Origin of the sequence: Sphingobacterium sp. SGG-5 (genome assembly GCF_011043525.1) — a bacterium.
Classification (GTDB): domain Bacteria; phylum Bacteroidota; class Bacteroidia; order Sphingobacteriales; family Sphingobacteriaceae; genus Sphingobacterium.
The window spans coordinates 119,316-137,011 of sequence record NZ_JAAKGO010000004.1 but is presented as its reverse complement, the minus strand read 5'-3'; the positions used below and the strand labels follow the sequence as shown (position 1 = coordinate 137,011).

Here is a 17,696-nt window from a genome sequence, read left to right as displayed (position 1 = left end):
AATACGGGACAATAATCAGTATCTCACATCATTATTTTAAAAATCCCCCAAATTGGGGGATACAGCATAATCGTTTTGACGGTAGTTTTGTCTAATAAATTAACCTTATGAAGAAACCTATATATTATTGCTTCGCTTATGTCTTTTGTCTTTTATCTGGTATTTTAAGTGTAGAAGGTGTATGTGCACAGAATTTTCCAGATCCTTATTGTAATATATCTTTTTCCAACGTCATTGAACCTATCACAAAAGTAGAGTTTGCCGGAATTAATAACTCAAGTTCAGCATATAATAGTACCGCTTTAGAAAATTTTCTCGCTATTTCAGGTACTGTCCAGACTGGAGACGAAGTTCCTATTTCCCTGAAAGGGAATACGGCCGGGGAGTTCAGATGCTACTTCCGGATCTTTATCGATTGGAATCAAGATGGCGATTTTTCTGATAATGAAGAAAGCTTTGAAATAGGTTCTATTTACAATTCGACAGGTACAGATAGTCAAGCAGCTACTGGCACAATTAAAATACCCGAAGAAGCACTTCTGGGTGCAACACGTATGCGCGTGATAAAAAATTACAACGCATACGCTGATGATGCCTGTGGCAGCTACGGCTGGGGAGAAGCCGAAGATTACACCCTACATGTGATTCCGGGTCATACTCGATGGTCCGAAAAATTTCCCGATATATATGATATGCCGGCAGGTTGGCGGGTCTTGAGTGGATACTGGGATGTGTATGCACCGGAACAACTGCCTAATGCCGATGGCAATATCATTTATCGTTATTTTTGGGATGAATCGGGAGCTTTTGCGACCAATAACATACAAAATATCGAAGCAGGCGACATGCTTCAGTTTACGTATCGTTTAAGCAGCGAGTATCCACCATTTGATCCACCTGCGAACGGATCGGGAAACTTTGCCGTGGCCATATCCACCGATGGTGGGGATAATTTTACGGAAATAGCTACCGTTCCGAACGATGGTGCTTCAGGATGGCAATTATTTTCGTATGATTTGAGTGCTTATGCAGGCCAGACTATTCAGGTAAGCATAACTGTACATGCAATCGAGGGAGGTTTTTTTGCGGGTTTTGATAATTTTTATGTCGGCCCGTCAGTATGTAACCGTGTGTTGAATATACAGTCTACTGAAATCGGCACGAATACAGCCTCCTTCGTTTGGGAAGCCCCGACAGGAAGTCCAGCCGAATACGGCTACTACCTGTCGGAAAGTAATCTTACGCCAACCCAGACAACAAATCCAACAGGAACTACAAACCAAACTAACCTTACACTCCATTCCTTATCGCCGGGACAGCAATATTATCTTTGGATAAGATCGATATGCGGCCCGGAAGATAATAGTGAATGGAGTGTTGTATATTCATTTATAACGGAATACGAGATGAGTCGTCCTTGGTCGGAGAATTTCGACGTCTCCTCCGCTCCAAAAGGATGGAGTGCACCTGCATGGTACGTGGATGAATATAGTGAGATACCATCGGCAGATGGAAATGTACTCCATGCTGTTCTACGAAACAGCACCCTTGATCTTTCCAAGTCTTTTACGACACCCATTATAAAAGATATACAGACAGGTGATCGGTTAAGTTTCACATACGCCATAAAAGACAACTTCGCTTTTGGCAATTCGGCCGGCGGTGATTTTAAAATTACCATTTCCACAGATGGTGGTAAAAATTATAATGATATAACCACAATACGTACGTACAGTGACAGTCCTTGGCAACTGTTTTCTTACGATTTGACGCCCTATGTTGGTGAGAACATTAAAATCCGTATTATTGCTCAACACTATATTGGAGGCTATGAACTTGGGTTTGATAACTTTAGCATCGCGCCATTACCCTCTTGTCTTGAGGTATCCGGTATACAGGCAGAAAACATCACATTTACCGAAGCGCAAGTGAGTTGGCAGCCGTCTACTGGAGAAAGTTATGAATACTTTCTTTCTGATAAGATTACGGGGTTGCAGGAATATGCCGGAACTTTTGCAAGCCTGACCGATACGGAAATACAATTTGATGATTTAGCGGAAGGTACGACCTATTATTTTTGGGTCAGAAATCGCTGCGGTACAGATGAACACAGCGAATGGAGCTCTCCCGTATCCTTCACTACCCTATTATCGACCACAGTCCCCTGGAATGAAGACTTTCCGACCGATTCAAGACCGAATGGATGGGAGACGGATGATTGGTCTTTTGACAGTTTAGATGATTTTATCGATAAAGATGGTGCTGCAATCTACCAAAACATATATGGCTATCCGGAAACTTCCAATTTCTTCACTCCCTATATCCGGGATATTAAAGCGGGTGACGTATTATCTTTTGTCTACCAACATGTCAATTATTCGGACTCCGATGCCCCTGGAAATGGTAGTGGCGATTTCGTAGTGGCAGTGTCTACAAATATGGGCGTGAATTATACCGATATTGCAATCGTTCCCAATAACAATACTATCGGTTGGCAGACATTTTCTTCCTCTTTAGATGCATTTGCCGGGGAAACCATCCGTATTCGTATCACGGCGTCTTGGGCTTCCGGAGACTATTACATAGGATTTGACAATTTCAACATTCAATCGGGCGGCGCATGTCCGCTTATACAAAACCTAAGAGCCACAGACCTGACTTCTAACACGCCGGTGATTTCCTGGGATGGCTCAGCTACTGCTCCTACGGGCGGCTATGATTATTACTATTCCGATGTATCTGTCACACCCGACGCTATCGGTGCACCCTCCGGAAATACGGCAAGTAACACGGTGACATTACCCTCATTATCTTCCGGAAAGCGATATTATGTTTACGTCAGGACCAATTGCGGCGAAGGTAATACAGGAGCATGGTCCAATGCCATCTCATTTGTCTTGCCTCTGGCCCATGATGAAAACAACATTGTATATGTAAGAGAGAATGGAACTGGCAACGGCAGTAGCTGGCAGAATGCGGTAGCCGATCTACAAGCCGCTATTGATCTGTCTGGTGTACGGGAAGTTTGGGTAGCGGAAGGTACGTACTACGCGCCTCCAACAACAAGTTTTAAAATGAAAAACGATGTTGTGATCTACGGAGGCTTTCCGGCTACCGGTGAACCCATTATGGATGATCGTAAGTGGAAAGAATATCCGACGATTTTATCCGGTAATAACGAGCGAAGGGTAATCAATAACGATTTTTTTGGTGATGATCCGTTGCAAAGAACAGCCATTTTGGATGGATTTATTATTCAAGATGGGAAGTTTTTAGGATACGGTGGAGGGATTTATAATGCCAACGCATCTCCCCTCCTTCAAAATCTACATATTCGTCAAAATACAGCCTGGCATGGCGGAGGTATGTGTAATTACGATTCATCGCCCTTAATCAGCGATGTAATCATAAGCCACAATCATATCGAAGAGGATGATATAGGTTACATGTATGGCGGTGCGGGCATAACCAACCTCTATTCTTCTGGCGTTATTATTACGCGATCGATAATTGAGAACAACACTTGTGATACAAGATATGGAGCAGGAATATTTAATGATTATTCGGAAAACATAACGATAAGCGAATCTATTGTCAGGAATAATTCGTTGAAGGAAAGCATTCCTCCCGAAGGATCTAATGGCGGGGGAATTTATAACGTGCATTCTTCCGTATGGATTAAAAATACGGTGATAACGGGAAATAAAGCTGATGCAGGCGCCGGAATCAGTTCTTGGAATGATGGAAACATCACATTACTAAATGTAACTATAGCTGGAAATATTGGTGAAGATGGAATTGCGATTGACAATAGTGGTGGAAACCATATCGATATTATTAATTCCATTATCTATAGCGATAGCAATACGCGTGAAGGAACGATATATAATAATGCGAATACGACGCAACCGGGCTCTGCTAGCATCAAAAACAGTATAATTAAAAAGCCGTCGCTTATTTTTGGGAACTGGAATGCAGACTGGGGAACCAATGGAGGAAACAACCTGTTGATCGATCCTTTATTTGCGAATGCGGATAATGACGACTATAGCTTAACTGCAGGCAGCCCAGCGATAAATAAGGGAAGTAATTTCCTATACACAGATGCGGGAGGTGATCTTTCGGTTGATTTGGATGCCAGTCATAATTCTCGTGTATTTGATTCAACAATCGATATAGGTGCTTACGAATATCACTGCCGGGCTATCGATCTTAATCAAGTAACCTTTGCTGATAAAGAAGTAGATTATGATGGATCAGCTAAAACGATAGTAGCCGGAAATATGCCTCCGGGAAGTACAGTACGTTATGAAATAATCGACGAAAATGATCAAGTCATTACAGAAGCTATTGAGGCGGGCACATACACCATTAAGGCTATTTTTTCTGGTTGTGGACCGGATCTCGAAAAAACAGCCCAATTACAGATTAAAAAAATAAATCTGGTTATCACGCCGAGTGATCAGACTAAAACATACGGTAGTATTTTTAGCTTTGACGGTACCGAGTTTACAGCAAATGGGTTGATTAATGACGATGAGGTTAACTCGGTAACATTGACTTCTCCCGGAGCAGCGGCCTCGGCAGATGTCGATACCTATGATATCACCGCCATAAACGCCCAGGGTACAGGTCTGGATAACTACGATATTACGTACGAGGAAGGCACGCTTACTGTCAATGCGAAAGCATTGACAGTAACAGCGAACAACCGCAGCAAGACCTACGGTGAGGCGCTTGTCCTCGGCAGTACTGAATTTACAACCGATGGCCTTGTTAACAGTGATGCGGTTACCTCGGTAATGCTGACCTCTCCGGGAGCAGCAGCGACAGCTGTGGTAAACACTTACGACATCACGGCCACAGATGCGCAGGGCAGCGGTCTGACGAACTATACGATCAACTACGCCAAAGGCACGCTGACAGTCAACCCGAAAGCACTGACCATCACGGCCAAAGATCGCAGCAAGACCTACGGTGAGACCCTTGCACTCGGCACTACTGCCTTTATAGCAAACGGTCTTGTCAACGATGATGAAGTTACTTCGGTAACATTGTCTTCTCCCGGAGCAGCGGCCTCGGCCGATGTCGACACCTACGACATCACCGCCTCGGCAGCGGCAGGTACAGGCCTGGCCAACTATGATATCACATACGAGGAAAGCACGCTGACGGTAAATAAAAAGGCACTGACAATAACAGCGAACAACCGCAGCAAGACCTACAGTGAGGCGCTGACACTCGGTACTACCGAGTTCACAAGCCTGGGTCTGGTCAATAACGATGAAGTTACCTCGGTAACACTGACCTCGCCGGGAGCAACAGCCTCAGCCAACGTCGGAGATTACTATATAGAGGTATCAAACGCAACGGGCAGCAGACTTGAAAATTACATCATCGCTTATTTCGAAGGAACACTACAGGTAAATAAAGCGCCACTGTCCATTACGGCTAATGACCGAAGCAAGACCTACGGTGAGGCGCTTGTCCTTGGCACTACTGCCTTTACGGCAAGCGGCCTTGTCAACAGTGACGTAGTTATCTCGGTAACACTGAACTCAACCGGTGCAGCCACCTCGGCCGATGTAGGAGATTACTATATAGAGGTAGCAAACGCAACGGGCGACGGACTTGAGAATTACCTCATCGCTTATTTCGAAGGAACATTAACGGTAAACAAAGCTCCACTGTCCATTACGGCCAATGACCGTAGCAAGACCTATGGTGCTACACTGACACTCGGCAGTACCGAGTTCACGGCCAGCGGTCTGGTGAACAACGACGAGGTTACCTCGGTCACGCTGAACTCAACCGGTGCAGCCGTCTCGGCCGATGTAGGAGATTACTATATAGAGGTAGCAAATGCAACGGGAGACGGACTCGAGAATTATCTCATCGCTTATTTCGAAGGAACATTAACGGTAAACAAAGCTCCACTGTCCATTACGGCCAATGACCGTAGCAAGACCTATGGTGCTACACTGACACTCGGCAGTACAGAATTCACACCGGACGGCCTTGTCAACGGCGATGCAGTTACCTCGGTGACATTAACTTCAGCCGGAGCATCAGCCTCTGCCGATGTTGATACCTATGACGTCACCGCCTCGGCAGCACAGGGACCAAAACTGTCCAACTACGATATCAGCTATGTAAGCGGCACACTGACGGTGAACAAAGCACCGCAGACCATTACGTTTACCGATCCGGGCACACTTTACCGCGATGCGGGCACGATCGACCTTGAGGTATTGGCCAGCAGCGGTCTACCGGTCAACCTGACCATCGATGACGAGATGATCGCCACCGTCAACAGCAGCTCGCTGACCATGACGGTCAAGCGCCTGGGTACGGTAGTGATTACCGCCACACAGGCAGGTAATCACAACTACCTGCCTGCCGATCCGGTCTCGGTGACGGTGCGCATTGCCAACGACGCGGATGCCGCATTACCGATACGTGTACATCAGGCAGTATCGCCCAACGGCGACGGTATCAACGACTTCCTGATGATCGAAGGCATCCGGGATTACCCGGAGAACAAAGTGACGATCTTTGACAAGTCCGGCAAAGTACTCGCCGAGATAGAAGAATACGACAACAGGAACAACGTGTTCCCCGGTGGCCGCACCGTACACGACGGTACATATTATTATTACCTCGATATCAAGGACGGCGGTCAGTGGAAACGCGAGAAAGGGTTCTTTGTCGTGCGTAGATAGTAATGTTGGGTCCCTCAGTCCGGGAGGGCCCTTCATTTTTTTTCTTGACCAAAAAAACAAGCAAAAAAAGTCAAGGCTTGGACGGTACGACGCTAAAAACAGTCCTTTTGCCCTAAACAGATCGGAGCCATTGCGCTTTGCTCCATTTTTTCGATCTGTTTTATACGGGCACTCGGATGTTTTCTTAACGCTGTACAGTCCAAGGCCGTCTTTCTACGGCGAGTTAGGATTTCGATCTACGTCGTATGTAGAGTGAAGGATAACAAACAGAAGGGATAAAGAGAAAAAAAGAAGAAGAAACAGAGATAAGCAGTATCCGCACAAACATAATAAATGCTGCCTCAAAAGTTTGGGCAATAGCAGTAGGAGGCACTATCCATACAGCCCAAACTTTTAAGCAGCGACTTTTTTGCCTATCTTTTTTGAGAGAAAAAAGTAGGAGCCCATCGCGGCTTGAGCGATAAAGAGATAGAAAAGAGAGAAAAGATAGAAGGAATAAGGAACAAAGACAGAATTAAAAAAGAAACCAAGAGTATATGAAACAATACATAACCCTATTCACAGTATTAGCGCTGTTGCCCTTCTTGACAAAAGCCCAGCACGGCGTCAGCTACAACCAGTTCGGCCAGCTGCGCAACACCTTCAACAGCTCGCTGAGCACGATGGACCTCGGCGGTAGCTTCTCCATGCTTGGCCGCAGCCAGTGGACGGGCGTGGACGGGGCACCGAAATCCATCTGGGCCAGCGGCAACGTCGGGCTGCGGAATGCCCTGCTGTCGGTAGGTCTTGATGCCAAGCATGCCGCCTACGGTGTCACCAAGGAAAGCGAGTTCTCGGCCTATGTGGCCAAGGCGGTACGCATCACCGAATACGAGTACCTGAGCCTATCGATGGGCGGCGGCTTCGTGCACTTCCAGGGCGACTACAGCAGCATTGACGACCAGAACGATCCTTCCTTCCGTGACAACATCCGGGAGACGGGCGGTTTCCTGAGCATCTCGACGAGCTACTACCGTCCGGAGCGCTATTACTTCGGTGTGTCGATGCCCCGGTTCTCGCTGAGCCGTCCGGACGATATCGAATACGAGTTCAGGAACGTGTACTACATCACCGCAGGGGCACTGCTGAGGCTGGACGATGCCTTCCATGTCCGTCCTTCAGTATTAGTGAGCCATATGGACGATATGGATCCGCGTTATGACCTGAGCGTGCTGCTGTTCATGGGCCGGAAGCTGGGATTGGGCATGGGCGTGCAGAACCAGGGAGACCTGTCGGGCCTGCTGCAGCTGAACTTCGGTGACTTCGGTATCGGCTACAGCTACCAATTCAGCCCGAACAACCGTACCCTGAACCAGCGCATCTCTGTCAACACCCATGAGATCGGCCTACGATACAGAGTCGGTGGCGTGGGGTTGTTATGACGTTCCGGGGTTACACGGTCACTGAGATTTAAGACATGAGACGTGAGATATCAGATTTGAGAAAAGAGAAACAAGCAGTTAGGTTAAAGAAAAAAATACTATCTGCACAAGAGCTATAGATGTCGCCAATGTTGCATCAGCCCCGCTACCACCAACGCATACCCTGATGCCTGCTTCGCAGTAGCGGGTCGCGGATAGCAGGAAGGAAGAGACGATGTAGCGATCCGGTACAGCGACGAGTTTATGGATTAGCTGTTGTTTTCAATGGTATCCATGAGCTCACTTCGTTCGGTTTGGGTACTTTTTGCGGTCAAAAAGTACAAAAAGCCTCCTCGTGGCTTGAGCGATAAAAAAAACAAGAAGAAGTCAAGAGTGATGCACAAGGAATTTTGTACTAAAAACGGACGATTTGTCCATAGGACTCCGGACATATAACCTCCTTGCGGTCGGTGTTTCTATCCAAACACTTCTTTCAAACGCGACACCTGATGGTCAACCAGTTTTTGTAAATGGCCTGAAACCATCATCTTCATCATCATATTTAATTCTGCTTCGATAACAAAGGTAGCCCTAGTCTCTACGGCAGAAATTTCTTCCAGTTTCCACGACAGCTTAAGGGTAAAAGGAACATCGCCTATAGGAAGACATATAATTTCACGATTCGCTACACGTTGGCTTACCTTCAAAGCTAACTTTGCAAGGTTCTTAATGGAAAACTGCGCTTCATCTGCTGTAGACGTCCAATCTTGAATATTATCCGGCATCAGTTGCTCGTGATTATTCAAGTCGGCCAAAAAAGTATAGACCTCAGCTATCGCTTTGGGAATAAGGGTTGTATTTTGAATCAACGTCATATCGTTAGATATTACACTTTCGGCGACCACGAAGATGGGGCTTTACGCCATTGTTCAAGCATCTCCACCTCACTTTCCAGCACATAGCTTTTTTCCACTGCAACTTTGATTAAAGCTTCATAGTCACATAAGCTAAACATCGGACATTTTGCTTCTGCAAAATTCTCTGCAGCCTCATCCAAACCGTACGTGAATATAGATACCAGTCCCACGACATTACAGCCCACATCACGCAACGCTTTTACAGCCTGTAATGAACTCTTACCTGTCGATACCAAATCTTCCAGCACAACAACACGTTGTCCGCTAACAACCTCTCCTTCTATCAGATTTTGCCGACCATGGCCTTTGGCATTACTACGCACATAAGAAAAAGGCAGTCCTAAATCCTGTGCAACTAACACACCTTGAGGGATACCTGCTGTCGCCACACCTGCTATCATATCTACCGTCCCAAACTCATCTTGAATAAGTTGAGCTAAATTTTGGCGGATATAGGTACGTATAGGCGGATGCGACAATGTGATACGGTTGTCGCAGTAAATTGGAGACTTCCATCCAGACGCCCATGTAAAAGGACTTTTAGGTTGTAATTTTATTGCTTTAATTTGCAATAAGGATTCAGCAACTTTTTGTTCAACCTCATTTAGACTATTCATGGCACAAATTTATAAAATTTATATGAACCAAAGCCTGCTAATTATGGCAGATTTTGCACCTCTTCTCGAAAGCACGGTACAAACTATTGGTATACAAGATGTTGATTTGGAAAAACTTTTCAACGGTATTCCGAAGAACGCAAACATCACCTATTTATGTGTTCACCCGGATATACATAAAACTGTTAAAACACTTCTTGCTACATCCAAAGTGATCAAAGCTGCCGGTGGGCTGGTCAGAAACGGTAATGGAGAATACCTCTTTATCCACCGGCTTGGCAAATGGGATCTTCCCAAAGGAAAAGTTGAAGACAACGAAAAAATGCGCGAAGCGGCCGTCCGGGAGGTGGAAGAAGAATGCGGTCTTCACATCGATTATCTGGGCAAGAAGCTAATAACAACCTACCATACGTATTATATGCGGGATAAATTTGTGCTCAAACAAACGCAATGGTATGACATGGGTGTTAATAAGGAGCCTAAACTAACACCGCAGACAGAGGAAGATATCACACAAGCGGTCTGGGTGAAAAACACTGAATTGAAAAAAATGAAAGAAAATACCTACCCTTTAATTAAAGACATCATAAATACGATAACGGAATAGATAGAATGCCCGACTTTTGAAATAATAACAAACTAAAACCGGTAGTCGTTTGTTAGCAATACATAACATCATCAAATTCGAATCAACATGGGAAAAAAAATAGGTTTGATCGTAGGGAGCCTCCGTAAAGAATCTTTCAACAAAAAGGTTGCCCATATCATCATGAGTACAATCGCCGATGACAGCGAAAACACGTATCAGATTATCGAAATAGGTCAGCTCCCCTTTTATAATCAAGATTTCGACACCGAAGGAGCACCCTCCACTGTTGACGACTTCCGAGTCGAAGTAGCGCAGCACGACGCATTTATGTTCATCACACCTGAATATAACCGATCGATACCTGGGGTCTTAAAAAACGCATTGGATGTCGCTTCACGTCCTTATGGCAAAAGTGTATGGAATGGAAAACCGGCTGCTATCGTATCTGTCTCTATAGGTGCCATAGGTGGGTTTGGGGCGAATCATCATTTACGGCAATGCCTAACTTTTTTGAACATGCCGGCATTACAACAGCCTGAAATGTATATCGGCAATATCACACAGCTGTTGAGTGAGGATGGAACATCGTTCAAGGAACAACAAACGGTAGATCATTTTAAAAAGTTCATTCAAGCTTTCGATGGGTGGATTGAAAAATTCTAATCACGAATGACTGCTGCCTTTCCCTGCTGCTTTTCCCAAGCTACGACAAGTTTTGCCATCATACTATAGCGCTCCATCCCTTCGGGCTGGTTGTTGTGTTTGAGATATTGATTATAAAAAAGGTTGGATATCTTATCTACCCATCCACTATATTGTTGCCAAAAAGCACGTTCATACGCCAAATCCGCCCGAACTTTCGGTGACAGCTTATTTCGATACTTTTCATACAATTCCTTATCCCCATACAAAGGGTATAATAAATATTGAACCGCTTCGTAGTAAGCGGAATAACGATACCAAAGGTCTTTATGATACATCAATTTACGGAATGCAATAAAATTACATTCATCTTCGAACCCTATACCCATTTGATGCGCCAGTTCATGTACATTGACGAAAGGGTAAGAAGCAAGAGGTATATTTTGATTGACCTGCACCTCCAAGGTAAATGGATTAAAATAACCTGAGACCGTAAAATAAGAAATAATAGCACTGGAAATCGGCGATTTTCCATGAATTTGGCTTTGGCTTAGTATCCCGTGAAATAAAGTATCCGCTCTCATCCATTGCTCCAGATCCCTGCGAACTCCCCTTTTGTCTTTCTGTTCCAAATCCAAACTATCTCTTAGACTGTTAACAATAAGAACGTATTTATCAACAACTTGTATATAATCGTCTATATGTATACTTTCTGTATCTAAACCGATCTGATCGGCTAAGGGTATCCGGTAGTAATTGAGTCCCCAGTTGACATAAAAGAAGGTATATACCAAAGATAAAAGTGCAAGAAACTGAACTGTCTTCCGTTTCAACATATTCCATTCGCTGCGATATAGCGCTTGCGCAATCCGGAATAATAAGCTTGAAAAAAGCAATACAAGCACACCGTATAGCAAGTCACCAAAACTAAAAGGCAACCAGGAAAAAAGTAGAATGGATAAATAGGAAAATTTAGGATAAAAGCCTCGTGAATAATAATATTCTACCGCCTGAGGATTCGTGTGTAGGATGCTAATCCCCACCTGAATCAGTAAGCAACAGGCAATTACAATAAAATAAAAGTTATTTCTACTGAAAAGACGATATAGCCTAGCTTTCATTTTCATAATACAGCTTATAATAACTCATCCCTCTCTCCTCGTCATAACCATGCTCCAGATATTCCCGCTTCCCATGTACATACACATGGAAGTTTTTATCCAGTTTGAGCACACTTTTATAGCTCGACTGCATTTTTTTTACAGCTGGCGTGGCGATATTAAAATTGTCCTGAAAAGGTTGATTGAACTCTTCTTCAAAGGTATGTTTATAATCGTTGAATAAACTTACTGCCTGTGGATTACCGAGAACCTCTTCTTCAAATTCGGCACAATCAAAGGTCTCCTTCGACTTGAAGTAATCCATCGACCGGTTCATCAGGTCAATCTTATCGGCCGTCTGTAACTCAAAAACTTCATCCAGCTTCTCATGGACAAAATTTTTATACACCTTCATCAAATTACCCGTCTGTTGATAATTATCGTTCCGGGACTTCAACTGCAAAAAGCTATCTTTCCAGTACACGGCTTCCGAGGAATTCGTTTGGTCGACTACCAACACCTTATAGCCTTCTTCCCCCTCATCGTTTACGATGACCACACCTTTATCCAATTTATTAATGTTGATCGCCTCCTGTTCGTAATCCAGTTGAAAACCGCCTTGATTGGGATAAACTTTGAGATAGGTTTCTTTATTCTCCGATTTAAATATACCAATTGCTTCCCTGTCCTCCCCTTCCATCTGTACATTTTTCAGTTGGACAACGTACACCTCCCCTGCTTTTATCTTGGGATGCTCGGATATTTCGTATAAATGCTTGGCAATGTGTTGGCTATAGGCATGGAACGCTATTTCCTTATCAAACAACTTCTTTGTGAAATGATATACCTCATTGAGTTGCAGCTCTTCGTTAGGATGAAAAAACCGGTAAACTTCCTGTACCTTGGCAAAAGGTTTCATAAAATATTGCATGAGCAGATCCGGAAGTACTTCGTTTCCCTGCAACGGGATCGGTTCTTCAGATAGGATATAAAACTCGTCGTTGGCTTTGTTGCCCACACGGTGTATGGAAAGGTTTTCTAAAACAGCGTCTTGATGATAAAACATAAAAAAGTAAAACTAAAAATTAAAACCCAAATATATCGATAGCAGCCCGATAAGTCGCTACATGCGCATCGACAATATCACGAATGTGCGATGAATATCCTCCACCCATACTGATCTGCACCGGCACGTGTTGATCCCGACACAGCTGCAAGACCAGCCTATCCCGCTGTTTACACCCATCTGCGGAGATTTTAAGCTTTCCCAGCTTATCTGTCTCCAAAATATCTACCCCAGCCTGGTAAAATACAAAATCTGGCTTCACCGCTGAAAATAACGGAATAAGGTTCTTTTCCAAAATTTCTAAATACACCGCATCGCCTACACCATCATCCAAACCGATATCAACGTGCGAACGTGCCTTAATAAAAGGGAAGTTCTTTTCCCCATGCATGGAAAAAGTTAAGATATCCGCATGATCCTCGAAAATATCGGCTGTGCCGTTGCCTTGATGGACATCAAGGTCTATAATCAGAATACGCCGTGCAAGAGACTGCTTATAAAGGTATGCAGCAGCAACAGCCTGATCATTCATTAAACAAAAGCCTTCGCCAAAATCACGCCCGGCATGATGTGTTCCTCCGGCGGTATTGAAAGATACGCCGTGCGCTCTGGCATAAAGGGCGGATTTTATCGTTCCATCCACGATATAACGCTCCCGGTCAACCAACGCTTGCGACAAGGGAAAACCGATACGTCTAATCATCTTGGGATCTAATGCCAAATCGAATAAACAATGTATATAGGCGCTGTCGTGCGCGAGGCATGCTGTATCAAAATCGACACGCTCCGGTTCAAAAAAATTAGCCGCTGTTACCAGGCCCTCGCGTTGTAATTGTTGAGGGATAAGTTCATATTTTACCATGGGAAAGCGATGGCCTTCTGGCAAAGGGTGAACGTAACTTGTATGATAGGCTATTTTTAACAATTTCAATACATTTTGTCGCACACAAAAATACAAAGAACTAAATTATTATTATCTTAGGACTTTATTATCTAAATCTAACATCCTGCCTACCGCAGGCAGGCTCATATCTAACATCGATGGAAGAAACAAAAACCTTACCTCAATTGAATGCAGAAGAAATCCGTGTACTGGGTTCCTTATTGGAAAAATCAAAAACAACTCCCGAATATTACCCGATGACGATCAATGCGCTGCAAGCAGCTTGTAATCAGAAAACATCGCGAAAACCGGTGGTATCTTATGACGAAAGTACGATTATTTCCACCTTGGATTCACTTAAAAAAAGAGGTTTGGTTTCTACCGTAGTAGGTGGTGGCAGCCGTGTGACCAAATACAAGCATAATCTTGCCATCCAATATCCTTTGGTACCGTCGGAATTGGCGGCGCTCTGTCTTTTATTTTTGCGAGGCCCGCTCACAGCAGGCGAGATAAATTCAAACTCGGGCAGATTATACGAATTCGATACGTTAGACGAAGTGCAAGAGCTGTTAAATAGGTTAGCCGACAACGAACCAGCTTATGTTAGACTGCTACCTAAACGTCCTGGGCAAAAAGAAGCACGCTTTGTACATCTCTTCAGTGATTTTAATGAAGAAGAGTATGAAACGGTATTGGGTAATGGTAACACAAACAGTACGCAGGTTCAAGTTTTGGAAGAAAGGGTTACGAGCCTGGAAGAGCAACTTGCTACCCTTCGTGAGGAGTTTGACAGGTTGCTGGCCGAACTTTCATAATTGCCCGATGTACCGAAGCGGATAACCCGAACTGCAATCGTTTTCGTAAAAATTTACTCCACTATTGGGGTAAGTCCCCATATAGAATGGTTATATTTATCGTGTAAACCATTCTAAAATAAGAAAATGAACAGTAAATTATCGGTACACATCTTTTTTCTCTTCGGTCTTTTTACTTCTTTTGCGGCCAACACAGCACTTTATGGGCAGTCTAATCATCATGCGCATGGAGATTGGGTCGATCTCTTTGACGGTAAAACATTAACAGGCTGGAAAGCTGTTGGCGGAAAAGCACCTTATACGGTAGAAAATGGTGCTATTGTAGGAACGATGACCAAAGGTACACCCAATTCGTTCTTGATTACGGAAAAGGAATATGGGAATTTTATCCTGGAATTGGACATCAAACTGGAAGGGAGTGAAACGAACTCCGGCGTCCAGACGAGAAGCCATATCAATGATAAAGGAAGAGTATATGGGCGGCAAGTAGAAATCGATCCCACGCCACGCGCCTGGTCAGGTGGCATCTATGACGAAGCGCGAAGATTATGGTTGTATCCTGTTGACCTGAATGAAAACGCAAAGACAGCTTACAAGCCTGAAGTGTACAATCACCTCCGCATCGAGGCTATTGGGGATGAAACAAGAACCTGGCTCAATGGTATACCGGTTGCTTACGTCATAGACACACTGGATGCAACAGGCTTCATCGGTTTACAAGTTCACGGCATTCCCGACCACTTAGCTGGCAAGAAAGTTTATTTCAAGAACATTCGTATACAAACCAAAAATCTACAGTCTCAGGCCTTTCCGGAAAATATTCGTATCGTTAATCTCAAACCCAATAACTTAAGCCCTGCAGAAAAAAAATCAGGCATCAAATTACTGTTCAACGGCGAGAATTCGGATGGCTGGCGTAGCGTGCGTGGGAAAGATTTTCCCACCAAAGGCTGGAAAATCAGTCAGGGTCAGATAACAGTATTGAAATCGGATGGCGGAGAATCAACGAACGGTGGGGATATCGTCACAAAGGATGAATACAGTGCTTTTGACCTCTCCTTTGAGTTCAAATTGACTCCAGGTGCAAATAGTGGCATAAAATATTTTGTTACGGGCAAAGAGCAGACCAGCGGTTCGGCTATAGGGCTGGAATATCAGATATTGGACGATAAGGAACACCCCGATGCCAAGATGGGACGTGATGGAAACCGGACGTTAGCTTCTCTGTATGATCTTATTTCTTCCGATAAAACTACACGCGCCCGCCGACCGATCGGCGCATGGAACCGTGGAAGAATCGTAGTCACGGCAGACAATGAGGTTACGCATTATCTGAACGGTTTTAAAGTTGTCTCCTATAAACGGGGATCTAAAACATACAAAGATCTCGTAGCGATGAGTAAGTATAAAGATTGGGAGAATTTCGGAGAAGCCGTAAGTGGACACATCCTCTTACAGGATCACGGCGACAATGTTTCGTTTAGAAATTTAAAAATCAAAGCCTTAAAATAATCCTAAACCAGTTGTTATGAATAACATATTGTCACGAAGAAATTTTATAAAAAGATCAACAATGGCCGGTGGCGCGGTTTTACTCAGCAATAGTCTATTAGGACACGTCACCATGGCGGCACCTCATGAACGTGTAAATCTCGCTTGTGTGGGCATTGGCAATCGTGGAGCAGAGATTATTAAGGCACTTTATAAAACAGGCCTCTGCAATGTGGTTGCCTTATGTGATGTTGATTTAGGAGCAAGCCAAACGGAAGAAATACTCAAACTCTTCCCCGATGCCAAGCGGTATCAGGATTTTCGCAGGATGTTCGACGAAATGGACACGCAGATTGATGCGGTTTCCATTGGCACCCCCGACTTTGCGCATTTTGCCATCACGATGACAGCCATGGATCTGGGAAAACATGTGTATGTAGAGAAACCTCTCGCCCATACGTTCAACGAAGTGGAGTTACTCATGGCAAAGGCGGACAAAAATCCAAAAGTGGTCACACAAATGGGAAATCAAGGGCATTCGGAAGCCAACTACTTTCAATTTAAGACCTGGAAAGAAGCCGGAATAATTAAGGATGTGACACGCATAGATGCCCATATGAATATGCGGAGACGATGGCACGGCTGGGATCCGCAGATCAAAGGATTCCCTTATCCGGAACGTATTCCTGAAACATTGGATTGGGATCTTTGGCAAATGCATACGTTGGGGCATCATTATAATCCTGATTTTGTCAACGGACAGTGGCGTTGTTGGTACGATTTCGGCATGGGGGCATTGGGTGATTGGGGAGCACATATCTTAGATACGGCACACGAGTTTCTGGAGTTGGGACTTCCCACCGAAGTAGAAGCTATCATGTTGGAAGGACACAACTCCTTTTTCTTCCCGATGTCATCGACGATAAGGTTTAAATTTCCTCAGCGTGCGAAGATGCCTGCGATAGAGATCAATTGGTATGACGGTTTAGACAATCTGCCTCCTATTCCAGAGGGGTACGGAGTATCTGGGCTGGATCCCAATATCCCACCGCCAAGCACCGGAAAACTGGAGCCGGTGAAATTAAATCCGGGAAAAATTATCTATTCGAAAGACCTGACATTCAAGGGTGGATCACACGCGAGTACGTTAGAAATTATTCCGGAAGCAAAAGCAAAAGATCTGGCCAATAAATTGCCTGAAGTACCTGAGACTACTTCCAATCACTTTGCCAACTTCCTTAAGGCGTGTAAAGGAGAGGAAAAAACTCGCTCGTCATTTGCCGTGGCAGGCCCATTAAGTCAGGTGTTTTGCCTGGGCGTAATCAGCCAGCGATTGAATACGAAACTTGTTTTCGATAGAGAGCGAAAGGAAATAACAAATAATAAATTTGCCAACGCTTTATTGACGGGTCCGGCACCTGCAAAAGGCTGGGAGCAATATTATACGGTATAAC

At 44.4% G+C, this 17,696-nt stretch carries 12 protein-coding genes; 7 read left to right on the top strand and 5 right to left on the bottom strand.

Annotated elements, in window-relative coordinates:
* Nucleotides 1–107 precede the first annotated feature (107 nt).
* Together G5B30_RS07045 and G5B30_RS07040 are read left to right on the top strand one after the other, a co-directional pair.
* Nucleotides 108–6,722, top strand: a complete 6,615-nt coding sequence (locus G5B30_RS07045) for an MBG domain-containing protein (RefSeq protein ID WP_165319272.1) — start codon at nt 108–110, stop codon at nt 6,720–6,722.
* A gap of 536 nt (nt 6,723–7,258) precedes the next feature.
* Complete coding sequence (locus G5B30_RS07040) at nt 7,259–8,143, top strand: PorP/SprF family type IX secretion system membrane protein (RefSeq protein ID WP_165319271.1); 885 nt, start codon at nt 7,259–7,261, stop codon at nt 8,141–8,143.
* A gap of 455 nt (nt 8,144–8,598) precedes the next feature.
* On the opposite strand, the gene G5B30_RS07035 is transcribed toward G5B30_RS07040, so the two are convergent.
* Together G5B30_RS07035 and pyrE are read right to left on the bottom strand one after the other, a co-directional pair.
* The gene (locus G5B30_RS07035) at nt 8,599–8,997 is read right to left on the bottom strand and encodes an SRPBCC family protein (protein ID WP_165319270.1); all 399 of its coding nucleotides are present in this window, start codon (nt 8,995–8,997) and stop codon (nt 8,599–8,601) included.
* Nucleotides 8,998–9,008: 11 nt separating this feature from the next.
* On the bottom strand, nt 9,009–9,656 hold the full coding sequence (gene pyrE, locus G5B30_RS07030; RefSeq protein WP_165319269.1) for an orotate phosphoribosyltransferase: 648 nt from the start codon (nt 9,654–9,656) through the stop codon (nt 9,009–9,011).
* Nucleotides 9,657–9,699: 43 nt separating this feature from the next.
* Here pyrE and G5B30_RS07025 point away from each other — a divergent pair, with 43 nt between their 5' ends.
* Entirely contained in the window at nt 9,700–10,263 is a 564-nt protein-coding gene (locus G5B30_RS07025; RefSeq protein ID WP_240903133.1) for an NUDIX hydrolase, read from the top strand.
* Between the two features lie 87 nt (nt 10,264–10,350).
* Nucleotides 10,351–10,908, top strand: coding sequence for an NADPH-dependent FMN reductase (locus G5B30_RS07020; protein WP_165319267.1), 558 nt, complete (start codon nt 10,351–10,353; stop codon nt 10,906–10,908).
* Here G5B30_RS07020 and G5B30_RS07015 read toward each other — a convergent pair.
* Genes G5B30_RS07015 through G5B30_RS07005 form a run of 3 tightly spaced genes read right to left on the bottom strand, consistent with a single transcriptional unit; the run spans nt 10,905 to nt 13,915 of the window.
* A complete protein-coding gene (locus tag G5B30_RS07015) occupies nt 10,905–12,008 on the bottom strand; it encodes a DUF3810 domain-containing protein (RefSeq protein WP_165319266.1) in 1,104 nt (367 codons plus the stop codon). The two genes, G5B30_RS07020 and G5B30_RS07015, sit on opposite strands and share 4 nt — an antisense overlap.
* Nucleotides 11,998–13,053, bottom strand: coding sequence for a nucleoid-associated protein (locus tag G5B30_RS07010; RefSeq protein WP_165319265.1), 1,056 nt, complete (start codon nt 13,051–13,053; stop codon nt 11,998–12,000). The genes G5B30_RS07015 and G5B30_RS07010 overlap by 11 nt, the downstream gene beginning before the upstream one ends.
* A 19-nt stretch (nt 13,054–13,072) precedes the next feature.
* Nucleotides 13,073–13,915, bottom strand: a complete 843-nt coding sequence (locus tag G5B30_RS07005) for a histone deacetylase (RefSeq protein WP_165319264.1) — start codon at nt 13,913–13,915, stop codon at nt 13,073–13,075.
* A 179-nt stretch (nt 13,916–14,094) separates the two neighbouring features.
* Here G5B30_RS07005 and G5B30_RS07000 point away from each other — a divergent pair, with 179 nt between their 5' ends.
* From G5B30_RS07000 to G5B30_RS06990, 3 genes are all read left to right on the top strand, one after another.
* Complete coding sequence (locus G5B30_RS07000; protein WP_165319263.1) at nt 14,095–14,751, top strand: YceH family protein; 657 nt, start codon at nt 14,095–14,097, stop codon at nt 14,749–14,751.
* A gap of 126 nt (nt 14,752–14,877) precedes the next feature.
* Entirely contained in the window at nt 14,878–16,263 is a 1,386-nt protein-coding gene (locus G5B30_RS06995) for a DUF1080 domain-containing protein (protein ID WP_165319262.1), read from the top strand.
* A 16-nt stretch (nt 16,264–16,279) separates the two neighbouring features.
* Nucleotides 16,280–17,695, top strand: a complete 1,416-nt coding sequence (locus G5B30_RS06990; protein WP_165319261.1) for a Gfo/Idh/MocA family oxidoreductase — start codon at nt 16,280–16,282, stop codon at nt 17,693–17,695.
* Nucleotide 17,696 lies beyond the last annotated feature (1 nt).

Coding starts and splice junctions, on each gene's coding strand:
- G5B30_RS07045 (WP_165319272.1), top strand. CDS start 108: ATGAAGAAACCTATATATTATTGCTTCGCTTATGTCTTTTGTCTTTTA.
- G5B30_RS07040 (WP_165319271.1), top strand. CDS start 7,259: ATGAAACAATACATAACCCTATTCACAGTATTAGCGCTGTTGCCCTTC.
- G5B30_RS07035 (WP_165319270.1), bottom strand. CDS start 8,997: ATGACGTTGATTCAAAATACAACCCTTATTCCCAAAGCGATAGCTGAG.
- pyrE (WP_165319269.1), bottom strand. CDS start 9,656: ATGAATAGTCTAAATGAGGTTGAACAAAAAGTTGCTGAATCCTTATTG.
- G5B30_RS07025 (WP_240903133.1), top strand. CDS start 9,700: ATGGCAGATTTTGCACCTCTTCTCGAAAGCACGGTACAAACTATTGGT.
- G5B30_RS07020 (WP_165319267.1), top strand. CDS start 10,351: ATGGGAAAAAAAATAGGTTTGATCGTAGGGAGCCTCCGTAAAGAATCT.
- G5B30_RS07015 (WP_165319266.1), bottom strand. CDS start 12,008: ATGAAAGCTAGGCTATATCGTCTTTTCAGTAGAAATAACTTTTATTTT.
- G5B30_RS07010 (WP_165319265.1), bottom strand. CDS start 13,053: ATGTTTTATCATCAAGACGCTGTTTTAGAAAACCTTTCCATACACCGT.
- G5B30_RS07005 (WP_165319264.1), bottom strand. CDS start 13,915: ATGGTAAAATATGAACTTATCCCTCAACAATTACAACGCGAGGGCCTG.
- G5B30_RS07000 (WP_165319263.1), top strand. CDS start 14,095: ATGGAAGAAACAAAAACCTTACCTCAATTGAATGCAGAAGAAATCCGT.
- G5B30_RS06995 (WP_165319262.1), top strand. CDS start 14,878: ATGAACAGTAAATTATCGGTACACATCTTTTTTCTCTTCGGTCTTTTT.
- G5B30_RS06990 (WP_165319261.1), top strand. CDS start 16,280: ATGAATAACATATTGTCACGAAGAAATTTTATAAAAAGATCAACAATG.